The sequence below is a fragment of the Polymorphobacter multimanifer genome (genome assembly GCF_014205635.1).
GTDB classification, from domain to species: domain Bacteria; phylum Pseudomonadota; class Alphaproteobacteria; order Sphingomonadales; family Sphingomonadaceae; genus Sandarakinorhabdus; species Sandarakinorhabdus multimanifer.
Map to the genome: position 1 here is coordinate 44,432 of NZ_JACIIV010000018.1, position 26,092 is coordinate 70,523.

At 66.1% G+C, this 26,092-nt stretch carries 22 protein-coding genes; 12 read left to right on the forward strand and 10 right to left on the reverse strand.

Going from position 1 to position 26,092, the window contains the following annotated elements:
• From FHS79_RS12655 to carB, 3 genes are all read right to left on the reverse strand, one after another.
• On the reverse strand, window positions 1-702 hold the full coding sequence (locus FHS79_RS12655; protein WP_184200588.1) for a rhomboid family intramembrane serine protease: 702 nt from the start codon (window positions 700-702) through the stop codon (window positions 1-3).
• Complete coding sequence (greA, locus tag FHS79_RS12660) at window positions 689-1,168, reverse strand: transcription elongation factor GreA (RefSeq protein WP_184200591.1); 480 nt, start codon at window positions 1,166-1,168, stop codon at window positions 689-691. Before greA ends, FHS79_RS12655 begins: the two co-directional genes overlap by 14 nt.
• Before the next feature lie 132 nt (window positions 1,169-1,300).
• Window positions 1,301-4,561 carry a carbamoyl-phosphate synthase large subunit gene (gene carB, locus FHS79_RS12665; protein WP_184200594.1) on the reverse strand — a complete coding sequence of 1,087 codons (3,261 nt, stop codon included), beginning with the start codon at window positions 4,559-4,561 and terminating at the stop codon, window positions 1,301-1,303.
• 49 nt (window positions 4,562-4,610) lie between these two features.
• Here carB and FHS79_RS12670 point away from each other — a divergent pair, with 49 nt between their 5' ends.
• Window positions 4,611-4,979, forward strand: coding sequence for a FitA-like ribbon-helix-helix domain-containing protein (locus FHS79_RS12670; RefSeq protein ID WP_184200598.1), 369 nt, complete (start codon window positions 4,611-4,613; stop codon window positions 4,977-4,979).
• Window positions 4,976-5,389: a PIN domain-containing protein gene (locus tag FHS79_RS12675; protein ID WP_184200600.1), complete on the forward strand. Its 414-nt coding sequence runs from the start codon at window positions 4,976-4,978 to the stop codon at window positions 5,387-5,389. Before FHS79_RS12670 ends, FHS79_RS12675 begins: the two co-directional genes overlap by 4 nt.
• Window positions 5,390-5,401: 12 nt before the next feature.
• Here FHS79_RS12675 and FHS79_RS12680 read toward each other — a convergent pair whose 3' ends face one another.
• Window positions 5,402-5,746 carry a ribonuclease E inhibitor RraB gene (locus FHS79_RS12680; RefSeq protein WP_184200603.1) on the reverse strand — a complete coding sequence of 115 codons (345 nt, stop codon included), beginning with the start codon at window positions 5,744-5,746 and terminating at the stop codon, window positions 5,402-5,404.
• Window positions 5,743-6,915, reverse strand: a complete 1,173-nt coding sequence (gene carA, locus FHS79_RS12685) for a glutamine-hydrolyzing carbamoyl-phosphate synthase small subunit (RefSeq protein WP_184200605.1) — start codon at window positions 6,913-6,915, stop codon at window positions 5,743-5,745. Before carA ends, FHS79_RS12680 begins: the two co-directional genes overlap by 4 nt.
• Window positions 6,916-7,042: 127 nt before the next feature.
• Here carA and FHS79_RS12690 point away from each other — a divergent pair, with 127 nt between their 5' ends.
• The 6 genes from FHS79_RS12690 (at window position 7,043) to FHS79_RS12715 (ending at window position 14,838) form a co-directional block, all read left to right on the forward strand.
• Window positions 7,043-7,498, forward strand: a complete 456-nt coding sequence (locus FHS79_RS12690; RefSeq protein ID WP_184200608.1) for a GatB/YqeY domain-containing protein — start codon at window positions 7,043-7,045, stop codon at window positions 7,496-7,498.
• A complete protein-coding gene (dnaG, locus tag FHS79_RS12695; RefSeq protein WP_184200610.1) occupies window positions 7,495-9,384 on the forward strand; it encodes a DNA primase in 1,890 nt (629 codons plus the stop codon). The genes FHS79_RS12690 and dnaG overlap by 4 nt, the downstream gene beginning before the upstream one ends.
• Before the next feature lie 99 nt (window positions 9,385-9,483).
• A complete protein-coding gene (rpoD, locus tag FHS79_RS12700; RefSeq protein WP_184200613.1) occupies window positions 9,484-11,505 on the forward strand; it encodes an RNA polymerase sigma factor RpoD in 2,022 nt (673 codons plus the stop codon).
• A 38-nt stretch (window positions 11,506-11,543) separates the two neighbouring features.
• On the forward strand, window positions 11,544-13,151 hold the full coding sequence (locus FHS79_RS12705; RefSeq protein ID WP_184200616.1) for a tetratricopeptide repeat protein: 1,608 nt from the start codon (window positions 11,544-11,546) through the stop codon (window positions 13,149-13,151).
• Window positions 13,152-13,252: 101 nt separating this feature from the next.
• On the forward strand, window positions 13,253-13,933 hold the full coding sequence (locus tag FHS79_RS12710; protein WP_184200619.1) for a hypothetical protein: 681 nt from the start codon (window positions 13,253-13,255) through the stop codon (window positions 13,931-13,933).
• A 59-nt stretch (window positions 13,934-13,992) separates the two neighbouring features.
• Complete coding sequence (locus FHS79_RS12715; RefSeq protein WP_184200623.1) at window positions 13,993-14,838, forward strand: AAA family ATPase; 846 nt, start codon at window positions 13,993-13,995, stop codon at window positions 14,836-14,838.
• On the opposite strand, the gene FHS79_RS12720 is transcribed toward FHS79_RS12715, so the two are convergent.
• Window positions 14,835-15,548, reverse strand: coding sequence for an SDR family NAD(P)-dependent oxidoreductase (locus FHS79_RS12720; RefSeq protein ID WP_184200625.1), 714 nt, complete (start codon window positions 15,546-15,548; stop codon window positions 14,835-14,837). The two genes, FHS79_RS12715 and FHS79_RS12720, sit on opposite strands and share 4 nt — an antisense overlap.
• Window positions 15,549-15,643: 95 nt before the next feature.
• Here FHS79_RS12720 and FHS79_RS12725 point away from each other — a divergent pair, with 95 nt between their 5' ends.
• Together FHS79_RS12725 and katG are read left to right on the forward strand one after the other, a co-directional pair.
• The gene (locus tag FHS79_RS12725) at window positions 15,644-16,822 is read left to right on the forward strand and encodes a vWA domain-containing protein (RefSeq protein ID WP_184200628.1); all 1,179 of its coding nucleotides are present in this window, start codon (window positions 15,644-15,646) and stop codon (window positions 16,820-16,822) included.
• 133 nt (window positions 16,823-16,955) lie between these two features.
• Entirely contained in the window at window positions 16,956-19,142 is a 2,187-nt protein-coding gene (katG, locus tag FHS79_RS12730) for a catalase/peroxidase HPI (RefSeq protein WP_184200631.1), read from the forward strand.
• Between the two features lie 18 nt (window positions 19,143-19,160).
• On the opposite strand, the gene FHS79_RS12735 is transcribed toward katG, so the two are convergent.
• From FHS79_RS12735 to glpK, 3 genes are all read right to left on the reverse strand, one after another.
• Window positions 19,161-21,299 (reverse strand): PQQ-dependent dehydrogenase, methanol/ethanol family, encoded by a 2,139-nt coding sequence (locus FHS79_RS12735; RefSeq protein ID WP_184200634.1) that lies wholly within the window; start codon window positions 21,297-21,299, stop codon window positions 19,161-19,163.
• 83 nt (window positions 21,300-21,382) lie between these two features.
• Window positions 21,383-21,595, reverse strand: a complete 213-nt coding sequence (locus FHS79_RS12740; RefSeq protein ID WP_184200637.1) for a hypothetical protein — start codon at window positions 21,593-21,595, stop codon at window positions 21,383-21,385.
• A gap of 11 nt (window positions 21,596-21,606) precedes the next feature.
• Window positions 21,607-23,082, reverse strand: coding sequence for a glycerol kinase GlpK (gene glpK, locus FHS79_RS12745; RefSeq protein WP_184200640.1), 1,476 nt, complete (start codon window positions 23,080-23,082; stop codon window positions 21,607-21,609).
• Window positions 23,083-23,126: 44 nt separating this feature from the next.
• On the opposite strand from glpK, the gene glpD reads away from it, so the two are divergent.
• Entirely contained in the window at window positions 23,127-24,659 is a 1,533-nt protein-coding gene (gene glpD, locus FHS79_RS12750) for a glycerol-3-phosphate dehydrogenase (RefSeq protein ID WP_184200643.1), read from the forward strand.
• Window positions 24,660-24,733: 74 nt separating this feature from the next.
• Entirely contained in the window at window positions 24,734-25,738 is a 1,005-nt protein-coding gene (locus FHS79_RS12755; RefSeq protein ID WP_184200646.1) for an LLM class flavin-dependent oxidoreductase, read from the forward strand.
• Here FHS79_RS12755 and FHS79_RS12760 read toward each other — a convergent pair.
• Window positions 25,666-25,938: a hypothetical protein gene (locus FHS79_RS12760; protein ID WP_184200649.1), complete on the reverse strand. Its 273-nt coding sequence runs from the start codon at window positions 25,936-25,938 to the stop codon at window positions 25,666-25,668. The genes FHS79_RS12755 and FHS79_RS12760 overlap by 73 nt on opposite strands.
• Between the last annotated feature and the right edge of the window lie 154 nt (window positions 25,939-26,092).

Consider the following 26,092-nt stretch of genomic DNA (forward strand, 5'->3'; position numbering starts at 1 on the left):
TCAGGGCAGGATTTCCGGTCCCCGTCCCCAGAAACGGGCAAGGATGAGGCCGGTGAGGAAGCCGCCGATATGCGTCCAGATCGCGATGCCACCGCCGAGCAGACCGCCCGAAAAGGCCACGCCCATCAGCAGCTGCAGCCCGATCCAGCTTGCAGCGTACCACAAGGCAGTGAGCAACTCTCCCGGCACCGCGATGCCGAGGACCCGCCGGCCGCCGGCACGGCTACGCGCAAACATCATGGCATAGGCGCCGAACACCGCCGCGATGGCCCCCGAGGCGCCGATCACCGGGCTCATGCTTGCAGGGTCGGCAAACCATTGGGCTGCTCCGCCGACAAGGCCGCCGGCGAGAAACAGCCCGATCAGCCCGATCCTGCCGGTCACCCATTCGACATAGCGGCCGACCCAGGCGAGAAACAGCATGTTGAGCCCGAGGTGCAAAAGGCCCGAATGCAAGAACATGTGCGTGACGCCGATCCCGAGCGAGCCCGCCGGTTCGACGCCCGCCAGCACCGCCGAGATGCGCGCCGGCACCAGCCCATAGCGCGCGATGATAGCAGAATCGAAGCCGCTGCCGCCGATCAACAGCGCCCCCTGTACTGCAACACACAGCAGGATCAGGCCATTGGTGGCCATCGGGCTGGGGGGCTTGAAGGGCTTCATCCCCGCCCCCAGCCAGTCGCCGTCATCAGATGAACTCAACGCTTTCGATCGTATAGTAGCGGTCGCCCGAGGGAGTGTTGACCTCCACTTCCTCGCCGACGCGGCGGCCGATCAGCGCGCGGCCGAGCGGCGAGTTGAAGCTGATCCGCGCCACCCGCGCATCAGCCTCCATCTGGCCGACGATCTGATAGGTGATCTTCTTGTCGTCCTCGTCGAGCAGGTGCACCGTGGCGCCGAACACCACCCGGTCGCCCGAAAGCGTGGTGGGATCGATGATGATCGCCCGCGCCAGCTTGTCCTCCAGGTCGAACACCTGGCTCTCGATCTGCCCCTGCCGCTCCTTGGCGGCATGATATTCGGCATTCTCCGAAAGGTCGCCATGCGCGCGCGCCACCTCGATGGCTTCGACCACTTCAGGACGCTCTTCTTCCTTCAGACGGCGCAGCGTTTCCACAAGGATGGCGTGGCCAGTGGCCAGCATCGGCACCTTTTCAATCGTTGCCATTGGCGTTCACTCATCTTTCTTCAAACGCGGCAGCAGGCGGTTGCAGGCAAAACTGTTCCGCCAACACAGCCGTCCAAAGCCGAAAAACCGGGGCTGAAGCGCTTCGTGCTGCCAGATGGCAGACGTAGAACCTCAACCCCGGAATTGTGTATGATAGGACTGGAGCGGCCGCACTTCAAGCGGGTGCCTGCTCAGCGACCCAATTGCCGCGACCGATGCAATGCTCGCCGCGGCTGTCGTGAAATAGGGAACCCGGCCATAAAGTGCCGATGCGCGGATCGACTGGCTGTCCTTCAACGATTGCAGGCCTTCGGTGGTGTTGAAGATCAGCGCGACCTCGCCATCCTTGATCCTGTCGACGATATGCGGCCGCCCTTCCGCCACCTTGTTGACCTGCGAAACCGCAATGCCGGCCGCTTCCAGCACCCGCGCCGTGCCCTCGGTCGCAATCAGCGTGAAGCCCAGCGCCACCAGATCATGCGCTGCCGGAATGATCTGCTGCTTGTCGCCATCCTTGAGGCTGATGAACACCGTGCCGCTCTCCGGCAATTTGGTGCCGGCCCCGAGCTGCGACTTGGCAAAGGCCGTTGCGAAATCGACATCGATTCCCATCACTTCGCCGGTGGACTTCATCTCCGGTCCGAGCACCGGATCGACCCCGGGGAAACGCGCGAACGGAAACACCGCTTCCTTCACCGCGATGTGGCTGCCGGTGGCACGCGACGAAAAGTCGAAGCTCGAAAGCGCCTCGCCCGCCATCACGCGCGCCGCAATCTTGGCCAGCTGGATGCCGGTCGCCTTGGCGGTGAACGGCACGGTGCGGCTGGCGCGCGGATTGACCTCGATCAGATAAACCAGCCCGTCCTTCACCGCGAACTGGATGTTCATCAGCCCGCGCACGCTCAGCGCCCGCGCCAGCAACGCCGTCTGCCGCTCGATCTCGGCAATGATCTCGGGCGAAAGGCTGTACGGCGGGATCGAGCAGGCGCTGTCGCCCGAATGCACCCCGGCCTCCTCGATATGCTGGAGCACCCCGGCCACTTGCACCGTATCGGCATCGGCAATCGCATCGACGTCGACTTCGATCGCATCGCGCAGATAGCGATCGATCAGCACCGGGCTGTCCCCCGACACCACCACCGCTTCGCGAATATACGTCTCGAGCTGCCCTTGCGTCTCGACAATCTCCATCGCCCGGCCGCCGAGCACATAGCTCGGCCGCATCAGCACCGGATAGCCGATCCGCGTTGCCACCTCGATCGCCTCGGCCGCCGAGCGGGCGATGCCATTCTCGGGCTGCTTCAGGCCGAGCCGGTCGATCAGATCGGCAAAGCGCTCGCGGTCCTCGGCCAGGTCGATATTGTCGGGGTCGGTGCCGAGAATGGGAATGCCCGCATCCTCCAGCGCCTGCGCCAGCTTGAGCGGCGTCTGCCCGCCCAATTGCACGATCACGCCTTTCAGCGTGCCGTTCTGCATTTCGGTGTGCAGGATCTCGAGCACATCCTCGGCCGTCAGCGGCTCGAAATACAGCCGGTCCGACGTGTCATAGTCGGTGCTGACCGTCTCCGGGTTGCAGTTGATCATGATCGTCTCATAGCCAACCCCATTCTGCTTCGAGCCGAGCGCGAAACAGGCGTGGACGCAGCAATAATCAAACTCGATCCCTTGGCCGATGCGGTTCGGCCCGCCCCCCAGGATCACCACCTTGGTGGCGGCCGTGGGCTCGGACTCGCACTCGGGCACGCCGAAGCTCGGCGCCTCATAGGTCGAATACATGTACGGTGTCGCGGCGGTAAACTCGCCTGCACACGTGTCGATGCGCTTGAACACCGGCCGGACACCGAGCGCCCGGCGCGCAAACGCCACCTGCGCCTCGGTCCTGCCGCTCAATATCGCCAGTCGCGCGTCGGAAAAGCCCTTCGATTTCAGCCGGCGGAAGCCGTTGGGACCGGCGGGCAGCCCTTCGGCACGCACCTTGGCCTCGACCTCGATCAGCTCCTCGATCTGCCGCAGGAACCAGGGCTCGAACTTGGCGATCTCGTGAATCCGCTCGACGCTCAGCCCCGCCCGCAGCGCCTGTGCCGCCACCCGCAGCCGATCGGGGGTGGGGCGTGAAAGCTCGGCCTCGATCTCTTCCTGCGTGGCACCGACCAGATGCTCCACCTCGTCAAAGCCCGTCAGCCCGGTCTCCAGCCCACGCAGTGCCTTTTGCACGCTCTCCTGGAAGTTGCGGCCGATCGCCATCACTTCGCCGACCGACTTCATGGCGGTGCCCAGCAGCGGCTCGGCGCCCTTGAACTTCTCGAAGGCAAAGCGCGGGATCTTCGTCACAACATAGTCGATCGTCGGCTCGAAGCTCGCCGGCGTCACCCCGGTAATGTCGTTCTGAATTTCATCGAGCGTATAGCCCACCGCCAGCAGCGCCGCGACCTTGGCGATCGGAAACCCGGTGGCCTTGGAGGCAAGTGCCGACGACCGCGACACCCGCGGGTTCATTTCGATCACCACCAGCCGGCCATCGGCGGGGTTGACCGCAAACTGCACGTTGGAGCCACCCGTTTCCACGCCGATCTCGCGCAGCACCGCGATGCTGGCGTTGCGCATCACCTGATATTCCTTGTCGGTGAGCGTCAACGCCGGCGCCACGGTGATGCTGTCCCCGGTGTGCACGCCCATCGGATCGACGTTCTCGATCGAGCAGATGATGATGGCATTGTCGGCGCGATCGCGCACAACTTCCATCTCATACTCCTTCCAGCCGAGCACCGATTCCTCGACCAATACCTCGGTCGTCGGCGAGGCATCGAGCCCGGTGCTGACGATATGCACGAACTCCTCGCGGTTATACGCAATGCCGCCGCCAGTGCCGCCCATCGTGAAGCTCGGCCGAATGATCGAAGGCAGGCCTACGAATTCAAGCGCTTCCAGGGCTTCCTTCACCGTGTGTGCAATGCGGCTCTTGGGGCTTTCCAGCCCGATCTTGTCCATCGCATCGCGAAACTTCAGCCGGTCCTCGGCCTTGTCGATGGCTTCGGCATCGGCGCCGATCAGCTCGACGTCATATTTTTCGAGCGTGCCGTCACGGTGCAGCGCCAGCGCCGTGTTCAGCGCCGTCTGCCCGCCCATCGTCGGCAGGATGGCATCGGGCCGCTCCTTCTCGATGATCTTGGCGACGATCTCTGGCGTGATCGGCTCGACATAAGTGGCATCGGCCAACTCGGGATCGGTCATGATCGTGGCGGGGTTGGAATTGACCAGGACAATTCGATAGCCCTCGGCTTTCAGCGCCTTGACCGCCTGCGTGCCCGAATAATCGAACTCGCAGGCCTGGCCGATGATGATCGGGCCAGCGCCGATGATGAGGATGGACTGGATATCGGTGCGTTTCGGCATTGGACATTCATGCTTTCATTGCATACATTGATTGCATTGGAGACATTTCATGGCGAGCCTCACAGTCCGCAACATCCCCGAAGATGCCAAGCACCGCTTCAGGCAGGTTGCCGCCGCTCACGGCCGATCGATGGAGGAGCATCTGCGCCACCTCGTCATCGAGGCCGATCTCGCGCGACCGTCCGGGCAGTTCGCCGACGCGCCGCAGCCGTTTAACCATCAGCAACCCGCATCGGAATTCGTGCAGACACTGCTGCAGATCGCCGATGGTGAAAGCGCCGAGGAAAATCTGCGCCACGCCCCGATCCGCTTCATGACCGCGAAGGACGCGATGGCCGAGCTGCGCCGCCTCGCAAATGGCGCCGGCCTCGACCTGCCACCCCGCATGAACACCGCCCTCGAAGCCCCCGACCTTTGATCCTGGTCGATACCAATGTCTGGAGCGAACTGACCAAGCCACACGGCGACCCCGCCGTGCTGGCCTGGCTGGAAGCGCATGACGATGATCTGGCGCTGTCGACACTGGTGCTTGCCGAAATCCACTACGGCATTGCGCTGGCGACGAGTGCTCCCAAAAGACACACTCTGTCAGCATGGCTGGCCGGCCTCGAAGCACGCTATTGGGGGCAGACGCTGAGCTTCGGCCGCGCATCGGCAAGCCATTACGGCCAGATTGCAGCGCGCCCCGAAGTGAAGGCGCGCCAACCGCAGATAATCGACATGCAGATCGCCGCCCAGGCGCAGGAACACAGGATTCCGCTGGCAACCCGCAACGCTCGCGATTTCGACTGGATCGGGATTCCGCTGATCGACCCCTGGACTGGCTGAACGCCGCAGGCCTCACGCCCCCGTCTCCGCCTGGCAGCCCCAACCATCGAACGCCACATCATGGCTGATCTCGATCTCCAGCGCGCGTGTGATCAGCGCCCGGATCGCCGGCCGCGTCACCGGCCCATCGACCTGAAAATCCGCCGCCCAGTCACCGTCCTCGAACTCACCGAAATCGATGAAGCGAAACCCCAACCGCTCCGCATCCTCTGCCAGCGTCTCGATCGCCTCCTGCGAGCCCTTGAAATGCACATCGATCACGCGCGAAAGTTCGGCCACATCGCCGTTCGCCGCCAGCTCGAGCAGCACTTCCTCGTCTGCTGCGAGTTCCTCGGCGAGGCGCTTCTGGTCGATCATGCTGCCTGACCGAGCCCGCCCACGAACTTCTCGAACAGATAATGGCTGTCCTGCGGACCCGGGCTCGCCTCGGGGTGATACTGCACGCTGAATGCCGGCTTGTCGGTCAGCTCCAGCCCCGCCAGGCTGCCGTCGAACAACGAGATGTGCGTCGCCCGCGCCGTCGCCGGCAGCGTGTCGGTATCCACGGTGAAGCCATGGTTCATCGAGGTAATTTCCACCCGCCCGTCATCGAGCCTTTTCACCGGATGGTTGGCGCCGCGGTGGCCCTGCTGCATCTTGATCGTGCGCGCCCCCACCGCGAGCCCGAGCAGCTGGTGACCAAGGCAGATGCCGAACAACGGCTTGCCGGCGTTCAACAGGCTCTGGATCACCGGCACTGCATGCACGCCGGTCGCCGCCGGATCACCGGGGCCGTTGGACAGGAAGATGCCATCGGGCTTCAGCGCCATGATCTCGTCGAAGCTCGCACGCGCCGGCACCACCGTCACCCGCGCACCCGCCGCCACCAGATTGCGCAGGATGTTGCGCTTCATGCCATAATCGACCGCCACCACATGCGGGCCGCCGGCGTTTTCCTTGTGCTGGAGATAGCCACCCGCCATCGTCCACAGCCCTTCGTCCCAATCATAATTCTGGGTCGAGCTGATCACGCTGGCGAGGTCCATCCCCTCCAGCCCCGGCCAACCACCCGCCTGGCGCTGCAGCCGCGGAATATCGAACTTGCCGACGCGGTTGTGCGCGATCACGCCATTGGGCGCCCCGCCCAGCCGGATGCGCTTGGTGAGCGCGCGGGTATCGACGCCCGAAATCCCGATCCGCCCCCAGGCCTTCATCCACTCGTCGAAATTGCGCGTCGAGCGATACGAGGCAGCCGGCGTCACCGGCTCGCGGACCACGCAGCCGAGCGCATGCGGGTGGGGCGATTCGACATCGTCCTGGTTGGAGCCGACGTTGCCGATATGCGGAAAGGTGAAGGTGATGATCTGCCCGGCATAGCTCGGATCGGAGAGCACCTCCTGATAGCCGGTCATCGCGGTGTTGAAGCAGACTTCGCCCACCGCCACGCCCTCGGCACCGAATCCCTGCCCCCAGATGACCGCGCCATCGGCGAGCACCAGAACAGCGGTCGCGCCTTTCGGTTGGGCGGGTGCTGGCGCAGCAGCCATGGCGGTTCCTTCGGGCTTTCGGGTGGACAAACGGCGAGCGAGTTAGGGACCGGCGCCCCTCGCGTCAATCTATTCTTTGTGGCCCGGCAAGGCTAGTGTGGCCGTTCAGAATCCGAAGGAACACCCAATGCTGCGAGACGATATAAAGGCCGCCACTATAGCCTCGATGAAGGCGGGAGACTCGGCCCGCACCGGCGCGTTGCGGCTCATGTCGGCCGCGATCAAGAACCGCGATATCGAGCTGCGCACCGGCCCTGCCCCCGCCGACGACGATGTCGTCGTCATCGAGGTGCTCACCAAGATGGCCAAGCAGCGCCGCGAGTCGATCGAGATGTATGTGAAGGGCAATCGCCCCGAGCTGGCGGCCGCCGAAACCGCCGAACTCGCGGTCATCGAAAGCTTTATGCCCGCGATGATGAGCGATGACGAAGCGCGGGCCGCCATCCAGGCGCTGGTGCTCGAACTCGGCGCCGGCAACCTCAAGGACATGGGCCGCGTCATGGCCGCAGTGAAGGCACGGATGGCCGGCCAGATCGACATGGGCAAGGCCGGCGGCATGGTGAAGGCAGCGCTGGGGGGATGAGCCTCAGCCCGGCGTTCCTCGATGAGCTTCGCGCCCGCGTGCCGCTGTCCCCGGTCGTGGGGCGGCGGGTCAAGCTGGTGCGCGCCGGGCGGGAATGGAAAGGCTGCTGCCCCTTCCACAACGAGAAGACGCCGAGCTTCTATGTCAACGACGACAAGGGCTTCTACCACTGCTTCGGCTGCGGCGCCCACGGCGATGTGTTCCGCTTCCTCACCGAGCAGGAAGGCCTGCCGTTCATGGACGCGGTCACGGCGCTCGCCGCCCAGGCCGGCATGGAGGTGCCCGCCGCCTCGCCGCAAGCCCAGGCCCGCGCCGACGAGAATGAAGAACTGCAGACTCTGGCCGGCCGCGCTGCCGACTGGTTCCGGTCCCAACTCGCCGCCCCTGCCGGGAGCGAGGCGCGCGCCTATCTCGCCCGGCGCGGCGTATCCGAAGCCATTGTTGCCGCCTTCGGCCTCGGCTTCGCGCCGGGCACCGGCCTCAAGGCTGCTCTCGGCAATCCGCAAGAAGCCGCGATGCTCGCCGCCGGCCTGCTCGGCCAGGGCGATGACGGCCGCATCTTCGAGCGCTTCCGCGGCCGGCTGATATTCCCGATCCGCGATCGGCGCGGCCGCGTGGTGGGCTTCGGCGGCCGTGCGATCGAGTCGGGGTCCCCGCGCACTGGCGCGCGGGGTGGCGGCGATGTGCAGCCGAAGTACCTCAACTCTGCCGATGGCCCGCTCTTCGACAAGGGCCGGCTGCTCTACAATCTCGATCGCGCCGGCCCCGCCGCGCGCAAGGCCGATCGGCTGGTCGTCGTCGAAGGCTATATGGACGTGATTGGCGTGGCAGGTGCGGGCATCGCCGAGCTCGTGGCCCCGCTCGGCACCGCGATGACCGAGGCGCAGCTCGAGCTCGCCTGGCGCCTCGTCGATGTGCCGATCCTCTGCTTCGACGGCGACGGCGCCGGCCAGCGCGCCGCCGTGCGTGCTGCCTTGCGCGCGCTGCCGCTTCTCAAGCCCGGCAAGTCGCTCGCCATCGCCACACTGCCACCGGGCGAAGATCCCGATGATCTCGTCAAGCGCGGCGGCCCAGCAGCGTTCGAAGCGGTGCTCGCCGCCGCACGCCCCCTCGCCGAAGCGCTCTGGCTCGCCGAAACCGCCGGCGCCGAGACCGCCACGCCGGAAACCCGCGCTGCCGTCCGTTCGCGCCTCAAGGCGCATGCCGAGACGATCCTCGATCCCGATGTTCGCGCGCTTTACCGCGCCGATTTCGATGCCCGTTTCGATGCCGCCTATCTCGCCCGCCGCCGATCCGCTCCCGCCCCCCAGCGCGGCGCCTTCAAGGGTCGCGGCGCCTGGGCCCCGCAGCCGCAGCCGGTGTCCAGCGCCCTCAAGGCCCAGGCCGCCGGCGGCGGGGACAGTGCGGAGAGCATCGCCGTCGTCGCCGGCCTGCTGCGCAACCCCTGGCTTGCCGACAGCCATGGCGAGGCGATTTCTGCCCTGCCGCTGGGCGCAGGTCGCGCCGCCCGGCTGCGCGATGCTGTGCTTGCCGCCGCAACGCATACGACAGGGCTTGATGCCAGGCGCCTCGATGCCCATCTACACTCTGCCGGTCTGGCAGAAGCAGCCGATGCGCTCTGCCGGGCCAACCGGCTTCGCTTCAGCTTCTGCATTCCGGATTCGGCAAAGGCGCCGGAACGGTCGGTGCAGGCGCGTGATTTCGCACTTGTCGTGGGTCGGTTGTCGGCACGCTCGGGCCTGGAAGCTGAGCTGGCGATGGCCACCGCGGCACTGGCGCAAGCGCCGAGCGAAGACGGGTTCAGGCGCCAGCAAGCCTTGGTGGCCGAAAGGCAGGAGTTGGACGCGGCAATGATGCGACTGGCGGAATCGATGCGCGAGGACTAGAGGGCATAGGTTGGCGCGCGTTCGGTGTACCCGGGCGGGCGTCTTTTGATATTTCCCGGTGCTGCAGGCGCCGGTGCAGTGCAGGCGAGGATGGCGCGAATGGCAAAGGCAAATGCAGCGGCGGAAGGCGATGTGAAGGCAGAAGGTGCCGATGCGCCGCTGCTCGACCTCAATGGCGCGCTGATCAAGAAGCTCATCGCTCGCGCCAAGAAGCGCGGCTACATCACCTATGACGAATTGAACGAGGCGCTTCCGCAGGACCAGATCACCAGCGACCAGATCGAGGACGTGACCGCCCAGCTTTCCGAAATGGGCATCAACATCATCGAGAATGAGGAAAGCGCCGAGGAAGGCGAAACCGCCGCCGCCGAGGACGAGGACGAGCCGGAACCCGCCGATGGCGAGCTGGGGCCAACGCCGGTCGCCACCGTCACCAAGGCCCCGCTTGATCGCACCGATGATCCGGTGCGCATGTATCTGCGCGAGATGGGCGCCGTCGAGCTGCTCAGCCGCGAGGGCGAGATCGCCATCGCAAAGCGCATCGAGGCCGGCCGCAACACCATGATCGCCGGGCTGTGCGAAAGCCCGATGACCTTCACCGCCATTATCGAATGGTCCAACCGCCTCAACGAAGGCACGATGCAGCTGCGCGAGATCCTCGATCTCGAAGCCATGCTCGCCAAGGATCCGGTGGAAGCCGAAGCCGAGGGCAAGGAGGGCGAGAACCCCGACCTGCCCACTGTCGCCTTCAAGGAAGACGAGGAGCCCGAAGCCGAGGCCGCCGCCCCCGATGAGGAAGACGGGATGACCGAGCGCCGCACCCAGCGCGCGGCCGAGGAAGAGGATGAAGACCAGACGCTGTCACTGGCCGCGATGGAAGAGGTGCTGAAGCCCCAGGCCATCGAGATGTTTGCCGAGATTACCGGGACTTACAAGAAGTTCTTCAAGCTGCAGGAGAGCCGTCTCGGTGCATTTCGCGCCAATGATGCCTTTCCTGCCGCCGATGAGCGCAAGTACCATAAGCTCCGCGAGGAGCTGACCCGCGGCGTCCAGTCGATCCACTTCAACAACGGCAAGATCGAGTTTCTGGTCGACCAGCTCTATACCGAGAACCGCAAGCTGCTGGCGCTCGGCTCGGGCATGATGAAGCTGGCCGACAAGCACAAGATCAACCGCAAGGCCTTTATCGACGAATATTCGGGCAACGAACTGAACGAAGGCTGGGTCGATCAGGTTGCCGGGCTCGACAAGCGCTGGGCCGCATTCGCCGCCGGTGAAGTGCGCACAGTCGGCGACATCCGCCGCGAAATGGCGCAGATCGCCGAGGCCACCGGCGTCGAGCTGGGCGAGTTCCGCCGCATTACAAACATGGTGCAGAAGGGCGAGCGTGAGGCCCGGATTGCCAAGAAGGAAATGGTCGAAGCCAACCTCCGCCTCGTCATCTCGATCGCCAAGAAATACACCAACCGCGGCCTGCAATTCCTCGATCTCATTCAGGAAGGCAACATTGGCCTGATGAAGGCGGTCGACAAGTTCGAGTATCGCCGCGGCTACAAGTTCAGCACCTATGCGACCTGGTGGATCCGCCAGGCGATCACGCGGAGCATCGCCGACCAGGCGCGCACCATCCGCATTCCGGTGCACATGATCGAGACGATCAACAAGCTGGTCCGCACCTCGCGCCAGATCCTCCACGAGATCGGCCGCGAGCCTACACCCGAGGAGCTTGCCGAGCGGCTTTCGATGCCGCTCGAAAAGGTGCGCAAGGTGATGAAGATCGCCAAGGAGCCGATCAGCCTCGAAACGCCGATCGGCGACGAGGAAGACAGCCACCTCGGCGATTTCATCGAGGACAAGAATGCCGTCATTCCCGTCGACGCTGCAATCCACGCAAACCTGAAAGAGACCGTCACCCGTGTGCTGGCCTCGCTCACCCCGCGTGAGGAGCGCGTGCTGCGCATGCGCTTCGGCATCGGCATGAACACCGATCACACGCTCGAGGAGGTCGGCCAGCAATTCTCCGTCACCCGCGAGCGCATCCGGCAGATCGAGGCCAAGGCGCTGCGCAAGCTCAAGCACCCGTCACGCAGCCGCAAGATGCGCAGCTTCCTCGACACCTGAGGTTGCACGCAGAGGGGGCTTGCGCCACACTTGCCGCCATGGCGACAAGGCTTGTCCTCCTCCTCGGCTTGACGGCGTTCACCTCTGCTCCCGGCGGTCCGCCGGCGGTGGACGCGGCGCTGCAAGCCGCGCTGCGCGCCACGGCCTGTGCGCCGCCTGAAGTTCCGGGGGAAGGCACCGGAGCCCGCGCCGAAGCCTCGCGGGGCGCTATGGTGCTGGTGCCCGGCCTCACCCCGGCGCACCTGCCCGTCACCGCCAACGGCACCGCGCAGAACTTCTTCGACCAGGGCCTCGGCCAGCTCCTCGGCTTTGACTATGACGAAGCGCTGGCCAGTTTCCGCGAAGCGCGCCGCCTCGATCCGGCATGCGTGATGTGCCGCTGGGGCGAGGCGCTGGCGCTCGGCCCCTATATCAACTCGGGCCCGATCGACGCCGCCACCATTGCCGAGGCGCGCGCGCTCGTGGGCAGCGCGCTCAAGGATTCCGCGGTCCTGGCCCCACGCGATCGCGCGCTGCTCGATGCCTTGTGGATGCGCTACGCTCCCGGCGGCCGCCAGAACGGTGTCCATGGCAATCGCTATGCCGACACCATGCTGCGGCTCGCAGCCCAATTCCCCGACGATGATTTCGTCGCCGTCCATGCCGCCGAGGCCATCATGGATGCCCAGCCCTGGGATTACTGGCAGGCCGGCGGCCGCACCCCCAAGGGCCGCGCCGGCGATGCGCTTCGCCTCGTCGAAACCGTGCTGGCGCGGACCCCGAACGACCCGCAGGCGATCCATCTGCTCATCCACCTGACCGAAGCCTCCGCCGCCCCCGAACGCGCTGCCGCCGGCGCCGCGCGACTCGGCGGCCTCGCGCCCGCAGCACCGCACATGGTGCACATGCCGAGCCATAGCTGGTACCGGCTCGGCCGCTTCACCGATGCCATCGCCGCCAACAAGGCCGCCATCGCCGCCGACGAGGCGTATGCCCGCGCCACCGGCGGCGAGCCCCGCCATTACGGCTATTTCCGCCACCACAGCCACTTCCTCGCCTCGGCTGCCACCCAGATCGGGGACCGCGAGACAGCCCTTGCCGCCGCCGATGCGCTGGAGGCCTCGCTCCCCGCCGGCGCTTCGGCGCGCGGCCAGGGGCAGCAAGTGACAGCCCTCCAGGCCCGCGCGCGTTTCCTCACTCCGGAACAGTTTCTCGCCCTCCCCGCCCCGGCCCCGGCGATGAAGCGACTGCGCATCGCCTGGCACGGAGCGCGCGCCGAAGCCCATGCCCGGCTCGGCAACCCCGCCGCCGCGCATTCCGAGCTGGCAGCGTTGCGCATGCTCCGCGACGAGACCGCCGGTGCCAGCGATGCCGAGCGCGCTGTCGCCGCTCTTGCCGATACCGTGGCACGCGCCCGCATCGCCGAGGCCGAGGGCCAGCCACAGGAGGCGCTGCGCCAATACCGCGCGGCGGAAGCGATCGAGAGCGGGCTGGGCTATTTCGAGCCGCCGCTCTGGGCCACACCCGTTGCCGTGCTCGCCGGCGAGCTCAGGATGCGGCTTGGCGACACCGCCGGCGCCCGCGCAGACTTCCGCCGCGCACTTCTATCGCGCCCCGGTCATGCGACCGCGCTCGCCGGCCTCGGGGGCGCGGCAAACGGCGTTTGAACCGGCCCGCCGGTGTTGCTGCGTCGCCACGTCCAGCCGTCGATTGGTGTTGTCACCAACTCACAACTTGTCGCCGCGCTGCACAATGTTATGAGTCGCATGTGAGACTCCTTGTTCTTCCGGCACTGGCAGTGCTGCTTACCGCAGCCAGCCTGCCCGTTGCGGTCGTCGATGGCCGTGATCCGCTGCGCGATGCCATCGTCGCCGCAGCCGGAGCCCAGTCGCCCGCGACCGTGTCGTTCGATCGTGTGACCCGCCTCGTCCGCACGGGCGGCGGCAGCACCACACGCCAGGTCCGCGTGGAGCGTTGGGATGGAGCTCGGTGGACGCTGGTGAGCATCGACGACCAACCCCCCTCGTCTGCCGAACGCGCCAGGGCGGCACGATCGGCGAGCGTACCCGGCTATCATGAACTGGCGCGCATCGTGGCCGCCGCCACCGAGCGCAGGGTCGATTCCGATGGCCGTACGGTGCTGATGGTGCCCGTGCTGCCGGCCGGCTCGGTGATTGCCGATGGCAAGGACATTTCGGCGCATCTTCAGGCCGAAGCCGTTCTTGGCCTGCGCGCCGGGATGCCCTGGGTTGCGCAACTGCGCGTGCTGAACCGCGAGAGCTTCAGGCTCAACATGCTCATCAAGGTCACCGAATTCGAGCAGGTCAATGATTACAAGCTCGATGCCCAGGGCCAGCCCAGGCTGGTTGCGCAGCAGAATGATTCGCAGGGCTCGATGTTCGGCTTCTCGGGCGGCGAAAAGAGCGAAGTCGTTTACGCCTATCGTTAGGTTGCCGGAGCGCAGGTCCGCCGCTAGCGTGGGCTTGTTCGATCTGAAAGGCCCAACGAATGCGCTTTACCGGCACCAGCGGCTATGTTGCCACCGATGATCTGAAAGTCGCGGTCAACGCCGCCGTCACGCTGCGCCGGCCGCTCCTCGTCAAGGGCGAGCCCGGCACCGGCAAGACCGTGCTGGCGCAGCAAATCGCCGATGCCTTCGATGCGCCGCTCATCGAGTGGAACGTCAAGTCGACCACCCGCGCCCAGCAGGGCCTTTATGAGTACGATGCCGTCAGCCGGCTGCGGGACAGCCAGCTTGGCGATCCGCGCGTGTCGGACATCAACAACTATATCCGCCGCGGCAAGATGTGGGAGGCGTTCACCGCACCCCAGCTGCCGGTGCTGCTCATTGACGAGATCGACAAGGCCGATATCGAATTCCCCAACGATCTTCTCACCGAGCTCGATCGCATGGAGTTTGACGTCTACGAGACCGGCGAGCGCGTGAAGGCCGTCACCCGCCCCATCGTCATCATCACTTCGAACAACGAAAAGGAGCTGCCCGACGCCTTCCTGCGCCGTTGCTTCTTCCACTACATCAAATTCCCCGATCGCGAGACGATGGAAGCCATCGTCCGCGTCCACCACCCCGATATCCAGCGCAGCCTCGTCAGCGAAGCCCTCAACATCTTCTTCGATATCCGCGAAGTGCCCGGCATGAAGAAAAAGCCAAGCACCTCGGAGTTGCTCGACTGGCTCAAGCTCCTCATGCACGAGGACCTGCCCATCGAAGTCCTGCGCAATCGCGACACCAAGAGCCTCATCCCCCCCCTCCACGGCGCGCTGCTCAAGAACGAGGCCGATGTGATGCTGTTCGAGAGGCTGGCGTTCATGTCGCGGCGGGGGAATGGCTAGCGCAGCATCAACCCCCCGTCGATCGCCAGGCTCTGCCCGGTGATATACGCTGCCGCCGGTGATGCCAGAAACAGGATCGGCCCCGCCACCTCGTCCGGCGTTCCCCAGCGGCGCATCGGGACACTTTTCAGCAGCCGCGCCTCATAGTTCTCGTCGACCCGCGCCCGCGCCGTCATCCGCGTCGCGATGAAGCCCGGTGCCACAAGGTTGACCCGCACGCCATCGGGCGACCATTTGTCCGCCAGCGCCCGCGTGAGCCCCAGCAGCCCTGCCTTGCTCGCGGTGTAGGCCGGCGTCTCCTTCAGCGCCAGGAAGCTCGCCAGCGACCCCACATTGACGATGCTCCCCTGCCCCGCCTTCAGCAGCGGGTGCAGCCGCACGGAAAGGTCCATCACGCTGTTCAGATTGAGGTCGATGATCCGCTCGAACTCGTCCTGCTCATATTCGCGCGCACTCCCGCCCCCTGCATTGTTGACCAGCACATCGAGCGCCACAATCTCCCCTGCCAGCGCCGCGCGCCCCGCCGGCGCGGTCAGGTCCGCCGCGATGTAGCGCACTCCCTCCAGCGGCTCGTCATAATCGGCAAAGCTGGCGCGCGTCCCCGTCACCACCACCTCAGCCCCCGCATCGCGGAACGCCCGCGCCGTCGCATGGCCGATCCCCTGGCTGCCGCCGGTCACCAGCACATGTTTGCCGCTCGCCCAATCCATCGCATCTCTCCCTCTTCAAAATGACGATGGGCGCTGTCGCCCAACACGCAAAGCAGCACTTGTGACAGGGCCGCACCGCGCATAGGCTGGACCCCATGTTCCTGACCTTTCTCGAAGAGCTGCGCGCGGCAAAGATCCCCGCGTCGATGAAGGAGCATCTGATGCTCCTCGAGGCGCTCAAGGCCGATGTCATCGATTGGTCGATCACCGATTTCTATTATCTCGCCCGCGCCGTCTATGTGAAGGATGAGGCGCTGCTCGATCGTTTCGATCTGGTTTTCGGCAAGGTTTTCAAGGGCCTCGAGACGAGCACCGAAACGGGCACCGCCGAGATCCCCGCCGAGTGGCTGCGCGCGATCGCCGAGTTGAACCTCAGCGCGGAGGAAATGGCCGAGCTCGAAAAGCTGGGCTGGGACAAGCTGATGGAGACGCTGGCCGAGCGCCTCAAGGAACAGAAGGAGCGCCACGAAGGCGGCAACAAATGGATCGGCACCGGCGGCAAGAGCCCCTTCGGCGCCAATGGCTCGCACCCCGAGGGCGTGCGCATCGGCCAGGACAAGAACCGCAAGAACTCCGCCGTCAAAGTGTGGGACAAGCGCGAGTTCAGGAACCTCGACGACAATGTCGAGCTTGGCACCCGCAACATCAAGGTCGCACTCCGCCGCCTGCGCCGCTTCGCCCGCGAGGGTGCGGCCGACGAGCTCGATCTCGACAAGACCATTTCCGGCACCGCCAAGCAGGGCTGGCTCGATATCGTCATGCGCCCCGAGCGCCACAACGCCGTCAAGCTGCTGCTCATGCTCGATGTCGGGGGCTCGATGGACCCGCATATCAAGGTCTGTGAGGAGCTGTTCTCGGCGGCCCGCAGCGAATTCAAGCATCTCGAATTCTTCTACTTCCACAATTGCCCCTATGAGGCACTGTGGAAGGACAACAAGCGCCGCTGGAGCGAGCGCACGCCAGTCATGGAGCTGCTCCACAAATTCCCGCATGATTACAAGCTGGTGTTCGTCGGCGATGCCTCGATGAGCCCCTATGAGATCAACTATGCCGGCGGCAGCGTCGAGCATTGGAACGAGGAGCCCGGCGAGGCCTGGCTCGGCCGGATGCTCGACATCTACCGCTCCGCCGCCTGGCTCAACCCCATCCCCGAAAAGAACTGGAGTCACAGCCAGTCAATCCAGATGATCCGCCAGATCATGGAAGACCGCATGTATCCGCTCTCGCTCGAAGGCCTCGACCGCGCGATGCGCGAGCTCACCCGCTCGCATTGAAATCCACCGCTGATTAAGTAAACCGATTACCGCGACGCAAATTGATCGTTTTGCCAATCAGTGCGGCATCTCTATGGTTCCCCCAGTCAGGAAGCAGCGCCGCACGCGCGCTGCCGGAGAAAGGGGAAATCCCATGAACGCAGAAGCAAAATGCCCGGTCATGCACGGCGATCGCAGCGAAGCCAAAGTGCTGCAGATGAACAATCGCGACTGGTGGCCAAAGGCGCTCAATCTCAAGATGCTCCACCAGAACCCGCCGGCGGCCGATCCGCTCGGCGCCGATTTCGATTATGCCAAGGCCTTCGAAGCGCTCGATCTCCACGCCGTCGTCGCCGATCTCCACGCGTTGATGACCGACTCGCAGGCGTGGTGGCCCGCCGATTATGGTCACTACGGCCCGTTCTTCATCCGCATGGCGTGGCATAGTGCGGGCACCTACCGGATCAGCGATGGCCGCGGCGGCGCCGGCTCGGGCAGCCAGAGGTTCGCCCCGCTCAATTCCTGGCCGGACAATGGCAATCTGGACAAGGCGCGCCGCCTGCTCTGGCCGATCAAGGCCAAATACGGCCGCAACCTCTCCTGGGCCGATCTCATGGTCCTCGCCGGCACCGTGGCGCTCGATTCGATGGGTCTCAAGTCCTTCGGCTTCGCCGGCGGCCGCGCCGATGTGTGGGAGCCCGAGGAAGACATTTACTGGGGCCCCGAAGGCAAGTGGCTGGAAGATCAGCGTTATTCGGGCGACCGTGAGCTCGCCAAACCGCTTGGTGCGGTGCAGATGGGCCTCATCTATGTCAATCCTGAAGGCCCCAACGGCACCCCCGATCCACTCGGCTCGGCGCACGATATCCGCGAGACCTTCGCCCGCATGGCGATGAACGACGAGGAGACGGTGGCGCTCACCGCCGGCGGTCACACCTTCGGCAAGATGCATGGTGCAGCCGACCCCGCGCAATATGTGGGGCCGGAGCCGGAAGGCGCCGATCTCGAAACCATGGGCCTCGGCTGGATCAACAGCTTCGGCAGCGGTGTCGGTGTCGATACCATCACCAGCGGCCTTGAAGGTGCCTGGACCGCCAACCCGATCCGTTGGGACAATGGTTATTTCGACCTGCTGCTCGGCCATGATTGGCAGCTGACGAAAAGCCCCGCCGGCGCGCACCAATGGACCCCCGTCGATCCCGCCGCCGCCACGTTGGTGCCCGATGCGCACGACCCGGCCCGCCGCCACGCGCCGGTGATGTCCACCGCCGACATGGCGATGAAGATGGACCCGGCCTATGCGGAAATCTCGGCGCACTTCCACGCCAACCCCGATGCCTTCGCCGATGCCTTTGCCCGCGCCTGGTTCAAGCTCACCCACCGCGACATGGGGCCGAAGCCGCGCTATCTCGGCCCGCTGGTGCCGTCCGAAGCGCTGATCTGGCAGGATCCGGTGCCTGAAGCGGTGCACCCGCTCGTCGACGCTGCCGACGTGGCCGCCCTCAAGGCCGAAGTGCTTGCTACCGGCCTTGCCACGGCAGCGCTGGTCCGCGTCGCCTGGGCGTCGGCCTCCACCTTCCGCGGCAGCGACAAGCGCGGCGGCGCCAATGGTGCGCGCATCCGGCTCGCCCCGCAAAAGGATTGGGCCGTCAACCAGCCCGAGGAGCTGGCAACAGTGCTCGCCGCCCTTGCAGCCATCCAGACCGGCTTCAACACACGCCATGCCGGCGGCAAGCAGGTGTCGATGGCCGATCTCATCGTCCTCGCTGGTGCCGCCGCCGTCGAAGCAGCGGCGGCAAAGGCCGGGCATACCATCACCGTGCCCTTCACCCCCGGCCGCACCGATGCCAGCGACGAGCAGACCGACGCGGACTCCTTCGCCCCGCTCGAGCCGACCGTCGATGGCTTCCGCAACCATCTCGCCGGCGAGCTTCGGATGCGGCCCGAGGAAGCGCTCATCGACCGCGCCCAGCTGCTCACTCTCACGGCGCCCGAGCTGACCGTGCTCGTCGGCGGCCTGCGCGCACTCGGCGCCATCACCGGTGATGCGCCGCACGGGGTGCTGACCGAGCGCCCGGGCACGCTCACCAACGATGTGCTCGTCAACCTGCTCGATTCCGGCACGAAATGGAGCCCGCTCGAAAACGGGCTCTATGAAGGCCGCGACCGCGCCACCGGTGCCGTGAAATGGACCGCCACGCGTGTCGATCTGGTGTTCGGCTCCAACTCTCAGCTGCGCGCGCTGGCCGAAGTTTATGCCTCGCCCGATGCGGACTTCGTCGGCGCGTTCGTCAAGGCATGGACCAAGGTAATGGACCTCGACCGGTTCGACATCGCCTGAGCCGCACGGCCGGCGGGATCATTTTCCGCCGGCCATCGCCCCTTCCTCGCGCGCCAGCACCTTGGCCTGCTCCGCCACATAGCCGCGCACCGCTTCAAGCTGTGCTGGCGTGAACCATTTGCCGAAGCTTATCATGCCATTGCCCGCGAGCGTGCCTTCATGGACGATGGCGCTCCAGGTGTCCTTCTCGCCCAGCGACGCCACCCGCCGCAGATCGGGCAAGATCCCCGAGGAGCGCGCCCCGGCGCCATGGCACACGCCGCAATTGCTCTCGAAGATGCTGCCGCCCTCGGCAATCTGTGTCGGCGTGAAGGCATCGGCAACGATATTGGCGGGCGGCAGCTTGATCACGTCCGCCGCCGGCAACTGGGCCTTGCCGCCGAGCTTGAACACCAGCAGCCGACCATTGGGCGCACCGCGGCGCTTGTCGTCATCCACACCGATCGCCAGCGCATAGGCGCCGCCATAGCCCGCCATCACAGCCACATATTGCGTGTCGCCCACCGTATAGCTCACCGGCCCCGCCACCACCCCGGTCTGCGCATCGAAGCTCCACAGCTTCGTGCCATCGGCGGCATTGAACGCCTGGAACTGCCCGCGCGCATTCCCCTGGAAGACGAGGTTGCCCGCCGTCGCCAGCGCGCCGCCGTTCCACGGTCCGTCATATTGCGCGCGCCACACTTCCTTCTGGGCCACCGGGTCCCATGCCAGCAGCTGGCCCTTGAGGCTGGCGCGGATCGCCTTGCGCGCCGCCAGGTCGTTCGGCGGCGCGTTGACCAGCGTGTTGACCGCGATGTTCCACACCCCCGGCCTGTGCTTGTAGGCAGTGTCGGTCTGGTAGAAGAACGGCACCTCCTGCGCCGGCAGATACACAAGGCCCGTCTTCGGGCTGAACGCCATCGGGTGCCAATTGTGCGCCCCCAGGGCCGAGGGCGTGATCAGCGCGCCATCCTTGACGAAGCGCGCCCCTTCGGCCTCGATCGGCCGCCCGGTGGCAGGGTCCACCCCTGTCGTCCAGTTCTGCGGCACAAAGCCCTTGGCCGAGATCAGCTTGCCGGTCTCGCGATCGATCACATAGAAATAGCCGTTCTTCGGCGCCTGCATCAGCACCTTGCGCGGCTTCCCCTCGATGGCGAGATCGGCAAGAACGATCGGCTGCGTCTGGGTGAAATCCCAGCTTTCCCCCGGCGTGCCCTGATAATGCCAGATATATTCGCCTGTATCGGGGTTCAGCGCCACCACCGAGCTGAGGAACAGATTGTCCCCCTTGCCGTTCGAGCGGATCTGATGGTTCCACGGCGAGCCATTGCCGACGCCGATATACAGCCGGTCGAGCTCGGCATCATAAACGATCGCGTCCCACACCGTGCCGCCGCCGCCGGCCTGCCAATATTGCCCGTCCCAGCTGCTCCGCGCCGTGGCGAGGATCTTGTCCGAAGCCTCGCCATCGGGCCCATCGGCGGGGTTGCCGGGCACCGTATAGAAGCGCCAGGCCTTCTTGCCGGTCATTGCATCATAGGCGGTCACATAGCCACGCACCCCCAGCTCGGCGCCGCCATTGCCGATCAGCACCCTGCCCTTCACCACACGCGGCGCGCCGGTGATCGTGTAGGGCTTTGACGGATCGAAAGTCTGGGTGGACCATTTCACCTTGCCCGTCGCCGCATCGAGCGCGATCAAACGGCCATCGAGCGCGCCGAGAAACAGCATGCCGCCAAAAGCCGCGAGCCCGCGGTTGACGACATCGCAGCACGCCGCCTGTCCCCGCCCCTTGTCCACTTCCGGGTCGAAGCTCCATTTCGGCTTGCCGGTGGCGGCATCGAACGCCATCACCTTGGACCAGGCGGTGGTCGTATAGAGCGTCCCGTCGATGATGAGCGGCGTCGCTTCCTGCCCGCGGTTGGTGTCGAGATCGGCGCTCCACGCCAGCCCCAGCTGCTGCACATTGCCGGTGTCGATCTGGGTCAGATTGGCGAAGCGCTGTTCGGCATAGGTGCCACCATGCGTCAGCCAATTGCCCGGCTCGGAAGCCGCGGCGAGCAGTCGCGTGGCATCCACCGCCGCTGCCTTGATGCCCTGCGCCCCGAGTGGCCCGGCCAAGACCAGTCCCACCATCGACGACACCGCCAGAAGGCCGGCTACCAATCCCTTGCGCATATCCCACCCCAGTCCTGGCATTCGGTCTTGTTTGTTGGGGCAAGCCTATCATGCCGAAAACCGCCGGCAAGTGAACGAATGTCTCAGGTCGGAACCTGACCGCTCGGGGTCGGCGGCGCCGGCGTCGGCAGCGTGTTGATCCACACATTGAAGATCGTGACCAGCCCGGCGCCGATCATCAGCCCCGCCTTCACCCGGTTGCCGCCCGGCGCCCGGAACAGCCACAGCCCGCCGAGGATCAGCGCAAACGCCGCCAGCATCGCCAGTGTCAGCATCGCATTCGAAGTATCGAGCATCGCGCAGCCCCTCAGGCGTCGAGCGTCAGCCGCACCGCACGCGCCCAGGCGGCGCGGCGAGCAGAGCGTTCATCATCAGTGGCTTGCGGCGAAAAGCTGCGGTCGGGCTTCACCATCGCCGCCGCTGCCGTCGCCAGGTCGGCAAACAGCCCCGCTCCCACCGCCGCCAGCATCGCAGCCCCCATCGCCGTGGTCTCGATCACCGCCGGCCGCTGCACCGGCACGCCCAGGCTGTCGGCCAGATCCTGGCACAACCAGTCGTTGGCCACCATGCCGCCGTCCACGCGCAGCGCCGTCACCGCCACGCCATCGGCGCGCAGCGCATCGGTCAGGTCCGCCGTTTGCTGCCCCATCGCTTCGAGCGTCGCGCGCGCCAGATGTGCCTTGGTGGTGCCGCCGCTCAGGCCCGTGATCAGCCCGCGTGCGCCCGGTGACCAGTGCGGCGCCCCCAGCCCGGCAAGGGCCGGCACGAAGGTCACCCCGCCGCTGTCGGGCACCGATCGCGCCAGCGCCTCGGTCTCCGCCGCCGAGCCGATCAGCCCCAGCCCGTCACGCAGCCATTGCACCGCCGCCCCCGCCACGAAGATGCTCCCCTCCAGCGCATAGGCGTTCACCCCGTCGAGCCGGAACGCCAGCGTGGCAAGCAGCCGGTGGGTCGAGGCCGGCACCGCCGCCCCGGCATGCGCGAGAACGAAGCATCCGGTGCCATATGTGGCCTTGATCTCGCCCGGCGCCAGGCACGCCTGGCCGATGCTCGCGGCATGCTGGTCTCCGGCGCTGCCGGTGATCGGCACCCGCTGCCCCAGCAACTGGGTGGAAGCCAAGGGCCCGGCGCAGTCGACGATCTCGGGAAGAATCTCCGCCGGCACCCAGAACAGGTCCAGCATCTCATCACTCCAGCGCGCCGTCGCCAGCTCCATCAGCAGCGTGCGGCTGGCGTTGGTGGCATCAGTAATATGACAGGTGCCCGCCGAAAGCTTCCAGATCAGCCAGCTCTCCACCGTGCCGGCCAGAAGCTGCCCGGCCGCGTGCGCCTCCGCCACCTCAGGCCAATGGTCGATCGCCCAGCGCAGCTTGGTGGCGGAAAAATAGGGGTCGAGCAGAAGCCCGGTCGTCGCCTGCACCGCCGGCTCATGGCCTTCGGCCTTCAGCGCCGCACACACATCCGCCGTCCGCCGGTCCTGCCACACGATCGCCGGGCACAGCGGCTGCCCCGAGGCCTTGTCCCACAGCACGACCGTCTCGCGCTGGTTGGTGATGCCGATCGCGGCAATTCGCGGCGCTCCCACGCTGTCGGCCACTTCGAGAAGGCAATCGCGCGACAGCCGCCAGATTTCGCCGGCATCATGCTCCACCTGGCCCGGCGCCGGATAGCCTTGCGTCAGTGGCCGCGCCGCACTGGCGATGATCGCCCCCTCCAGGCTGAAGGCAATGGCACGGGTGCTCGTGGTGCCGGCATCGAGCACGAGGATGAGGTCGGCGTTCATGTCGCCTTTCCAACGAGCCTCGAAGCGACTAGTCAAGCCCGCGCATGAGCCAGCCTTCTGTCTTCGACGTGTTAATCATCGGTGGCGGCATCAACGGTGCCGGCGTGGCGCGGGATGCTGCGGGCCGCGGCCTCAAGGTCGCACTCATCGAAGCCGGCGATCTCGGCGGCGCCACCTCGAGCGCCTCCACCAAGCTCATCCATGGCGGGCTGCGCTACCTCGAATTCTACGCCTTCCGCCTCGTGCAGAAAGCGCTCGCCGAGCGCGAGGTGCTGCTCGATGCCGCCCCCCATATCACATGGCCGCAAAGCTTCGTGCTGCCCCAGGCCAAGGGCATGCGCCCGGCCTGGATGCTCCGTGCCGCGCTGTTCCTCTACGATCATCTGGCGCGCCGCAAGGATGTGCCCGGCTCCAGCGCCATCAACCTGGCGCAAGACCGCGCCGGCCGCGCGCTGGCCGACAAGACCGCCCGCGCCTTCCGCTACTGGGATGGCTGGATCGACGATGCCCGCATGGTCATCGCCAATTGCCAGGACGCTGCCGCCAGGGGCGCGCTGATCCGCACCCGCACCGCCGCCACCGCCGCCCGGTTCGACGGCGATGTGTGGAACGTCACCTTGTCCGATGGCACCAGCCTCTCAGCAAGATACATCGTCAACGCCGCCGGCCCCTGGGCCGAAGACGTCGCCCGCCGCGTGCTCGGCCGCAACGATGCGCCCGCGCTCAAGCTGGTGCAGGGCTCGCACATCATCACCAAACGCGTCCATCTCGGCCGCGATGCCTTCATGCTCCAGCAGCCCGATGGCCGCATCATCTTCATCATCCCCTATGAGCGCGATTTCTCGCTGATCGGCACCACCGAGCGCACCATCGAGCGCCCCGAAGACGTGGCGGCCAGCGAGGATGAAGTCGCCTATCTCCTCGCCGCCGCCAACCGCTGGATCGCCCGGCCACTCACCGAGGCCGATGTCGTCCACCGCTTCGCCGGCGTCCGCCCGCTGGTGCTCGAACCGGGCAAGGACGACCGCGAGACAACGCGCGACTGGCGGCTGGTCCCCCATGACGGCGTTCCCGCGCTCACCATCATCGGCGGCAAGATCACCACCTACCGTGTGCTCGCCGAAGACGTCATCGCCACCATCGCAAAAGGCAGCAAGCGCTGGACCGCCGGCGCCATTCTCCCCGGCGGCGATGTCCCCCGCAAGCGCGGCGAGCGCGGCCAGGCCGCCTTCAAGCGCTGGCTCGATACGCTCATCGCATCACATGAAAACTACGATCCCCGGCTCATCCGCCGGCTGGCCATGACAATCGGCACCCCCGCCGCCCCGCTGCTCGAAGCCGGCCTCGGCCGCAATATCGGCGGCATGTGGGAGGCCGAGCTCACGCATTACCGCGATCACGAATGGGCCACCTGCTCGGATGACGTGCTGTGGCGCCGCACCAAGATGGGCCTCCACATCGGCCAAGCCGGCCGCGCTGCCGTTGCGGAATGGTTCGGGGAGAGCAACAGTGCGGCGCAGCCCGAACTGCAGCCCGAACTTCCCGTCGCCCACAGGTTCGCCACACGGCCGCTCTGACGAATACTGCCGAAATACGCTCCGACCGGCGCTCGACCATGGCGCAACCGGGCCGGCATCCCTATCTTGAGGGGATGGCAGACATCTCCATCCTCGATCTTGTCCGCGTCACCGACGCAACCGATGCACGCGCAGCGCTCGACAATGCGCGGGATCTCGCCGGTCACGCCGAAGGCTGGGGCTATCGCCGCTTCTGGGTGGCGGAGCATCACAACATGCCCGGCATCGCCAGCGCCGCCACTTCGGTGGTGCTGGCGCATATCGCCGCCGGCACAAGCACGATCCGGATCGGGGCCGGTGGCATCATGCTGCCCAATCATGCGCCGATCGTCGTCGCCGAGCAGTTCGGCACGCTGGCCACGCTGTTTCCCGGCCGCATCGATCTCGGCCTCGGCCGCGCGCCGGGCACCGACCAGCTCACGGTCCGGGCGCTGCGGCGCTCGCTCACCGATCCGGACGATTTCCCGCAGGACGTGCTCGAGCTTCAGGCCTATTTCGCCCCCGTACAGCCCGGCCAGCGCGTTCAGGCGGTGCCGGCAGCCGGCACCCGGGTGCCGCTGTGGATCCTCGGCTCCAGCACCTATGGCGCTCAGGTCGCGGCGGAGTTCGGCCTGCCCTATGCCTTTGCCTCGCACTTCGCGCCGGACCAGCTGATGCAGGCGCTGGCAATCTACCGCGCCCGGTTCAAGCCTTCGGCACAGCTCGCCCGGCCGCATGCGATGATCGGCGTCAACATCATCGCAGCCGACAGCGATGACCGCGCCCGGCGCCTCGCCACAACGCAGCAGATGTCCTTCGCCAACCTGCTTCGCGGCACACGCGGGCTGAGCCAGCGGCCGATCGACGATATCGACACCTATTGGTCACCGGCGGAAAAGGCCCAGGCGTCTTCCATGCTGGCGCGGTCGATCATCGGCTCACCGGCCACGGTGACAGCCGGTATCGCGGCGCTGCTCGCGGAAACCGCTGCCGACGAGCTGATGATCGTCTCGGATATCTACGACCATCACGACCGCCTGCGCTCGTTCCAGCTCATCGCCGAAGCTGCAACAGTGACACGCGCCCGCCTGGTCGCCTGAGACCCGAAGTTTCCGCATTCCGCCTGGCGCAACACTTCGAGCGGCAGATCCGGTTGCTTGGCGGCGCGCCGGATCGTCAGGTCGAACAGGTTGCGCAAGCCGAAGAGCGGGCTGCGCACATCATGTGCGGTGATCGCCATCAGCATGTCGAGTTCGGCATTGCGTTCGACCAGCTGCTCGTTCTGCAGGCGGATCTCCACTGGTGCGGCGTGGTGATAGTCCGCTACGCTGCGTCCGCTGTAGGTGATCGCCCTACAGCGTGACGAAAGATAGCCGGAAACATCGCGGCATCACCCTTCGCCGCCGCAGCGTCCTTTGGCTTCGAGACATCGGAAGCGCGCGCATGGCAATTGC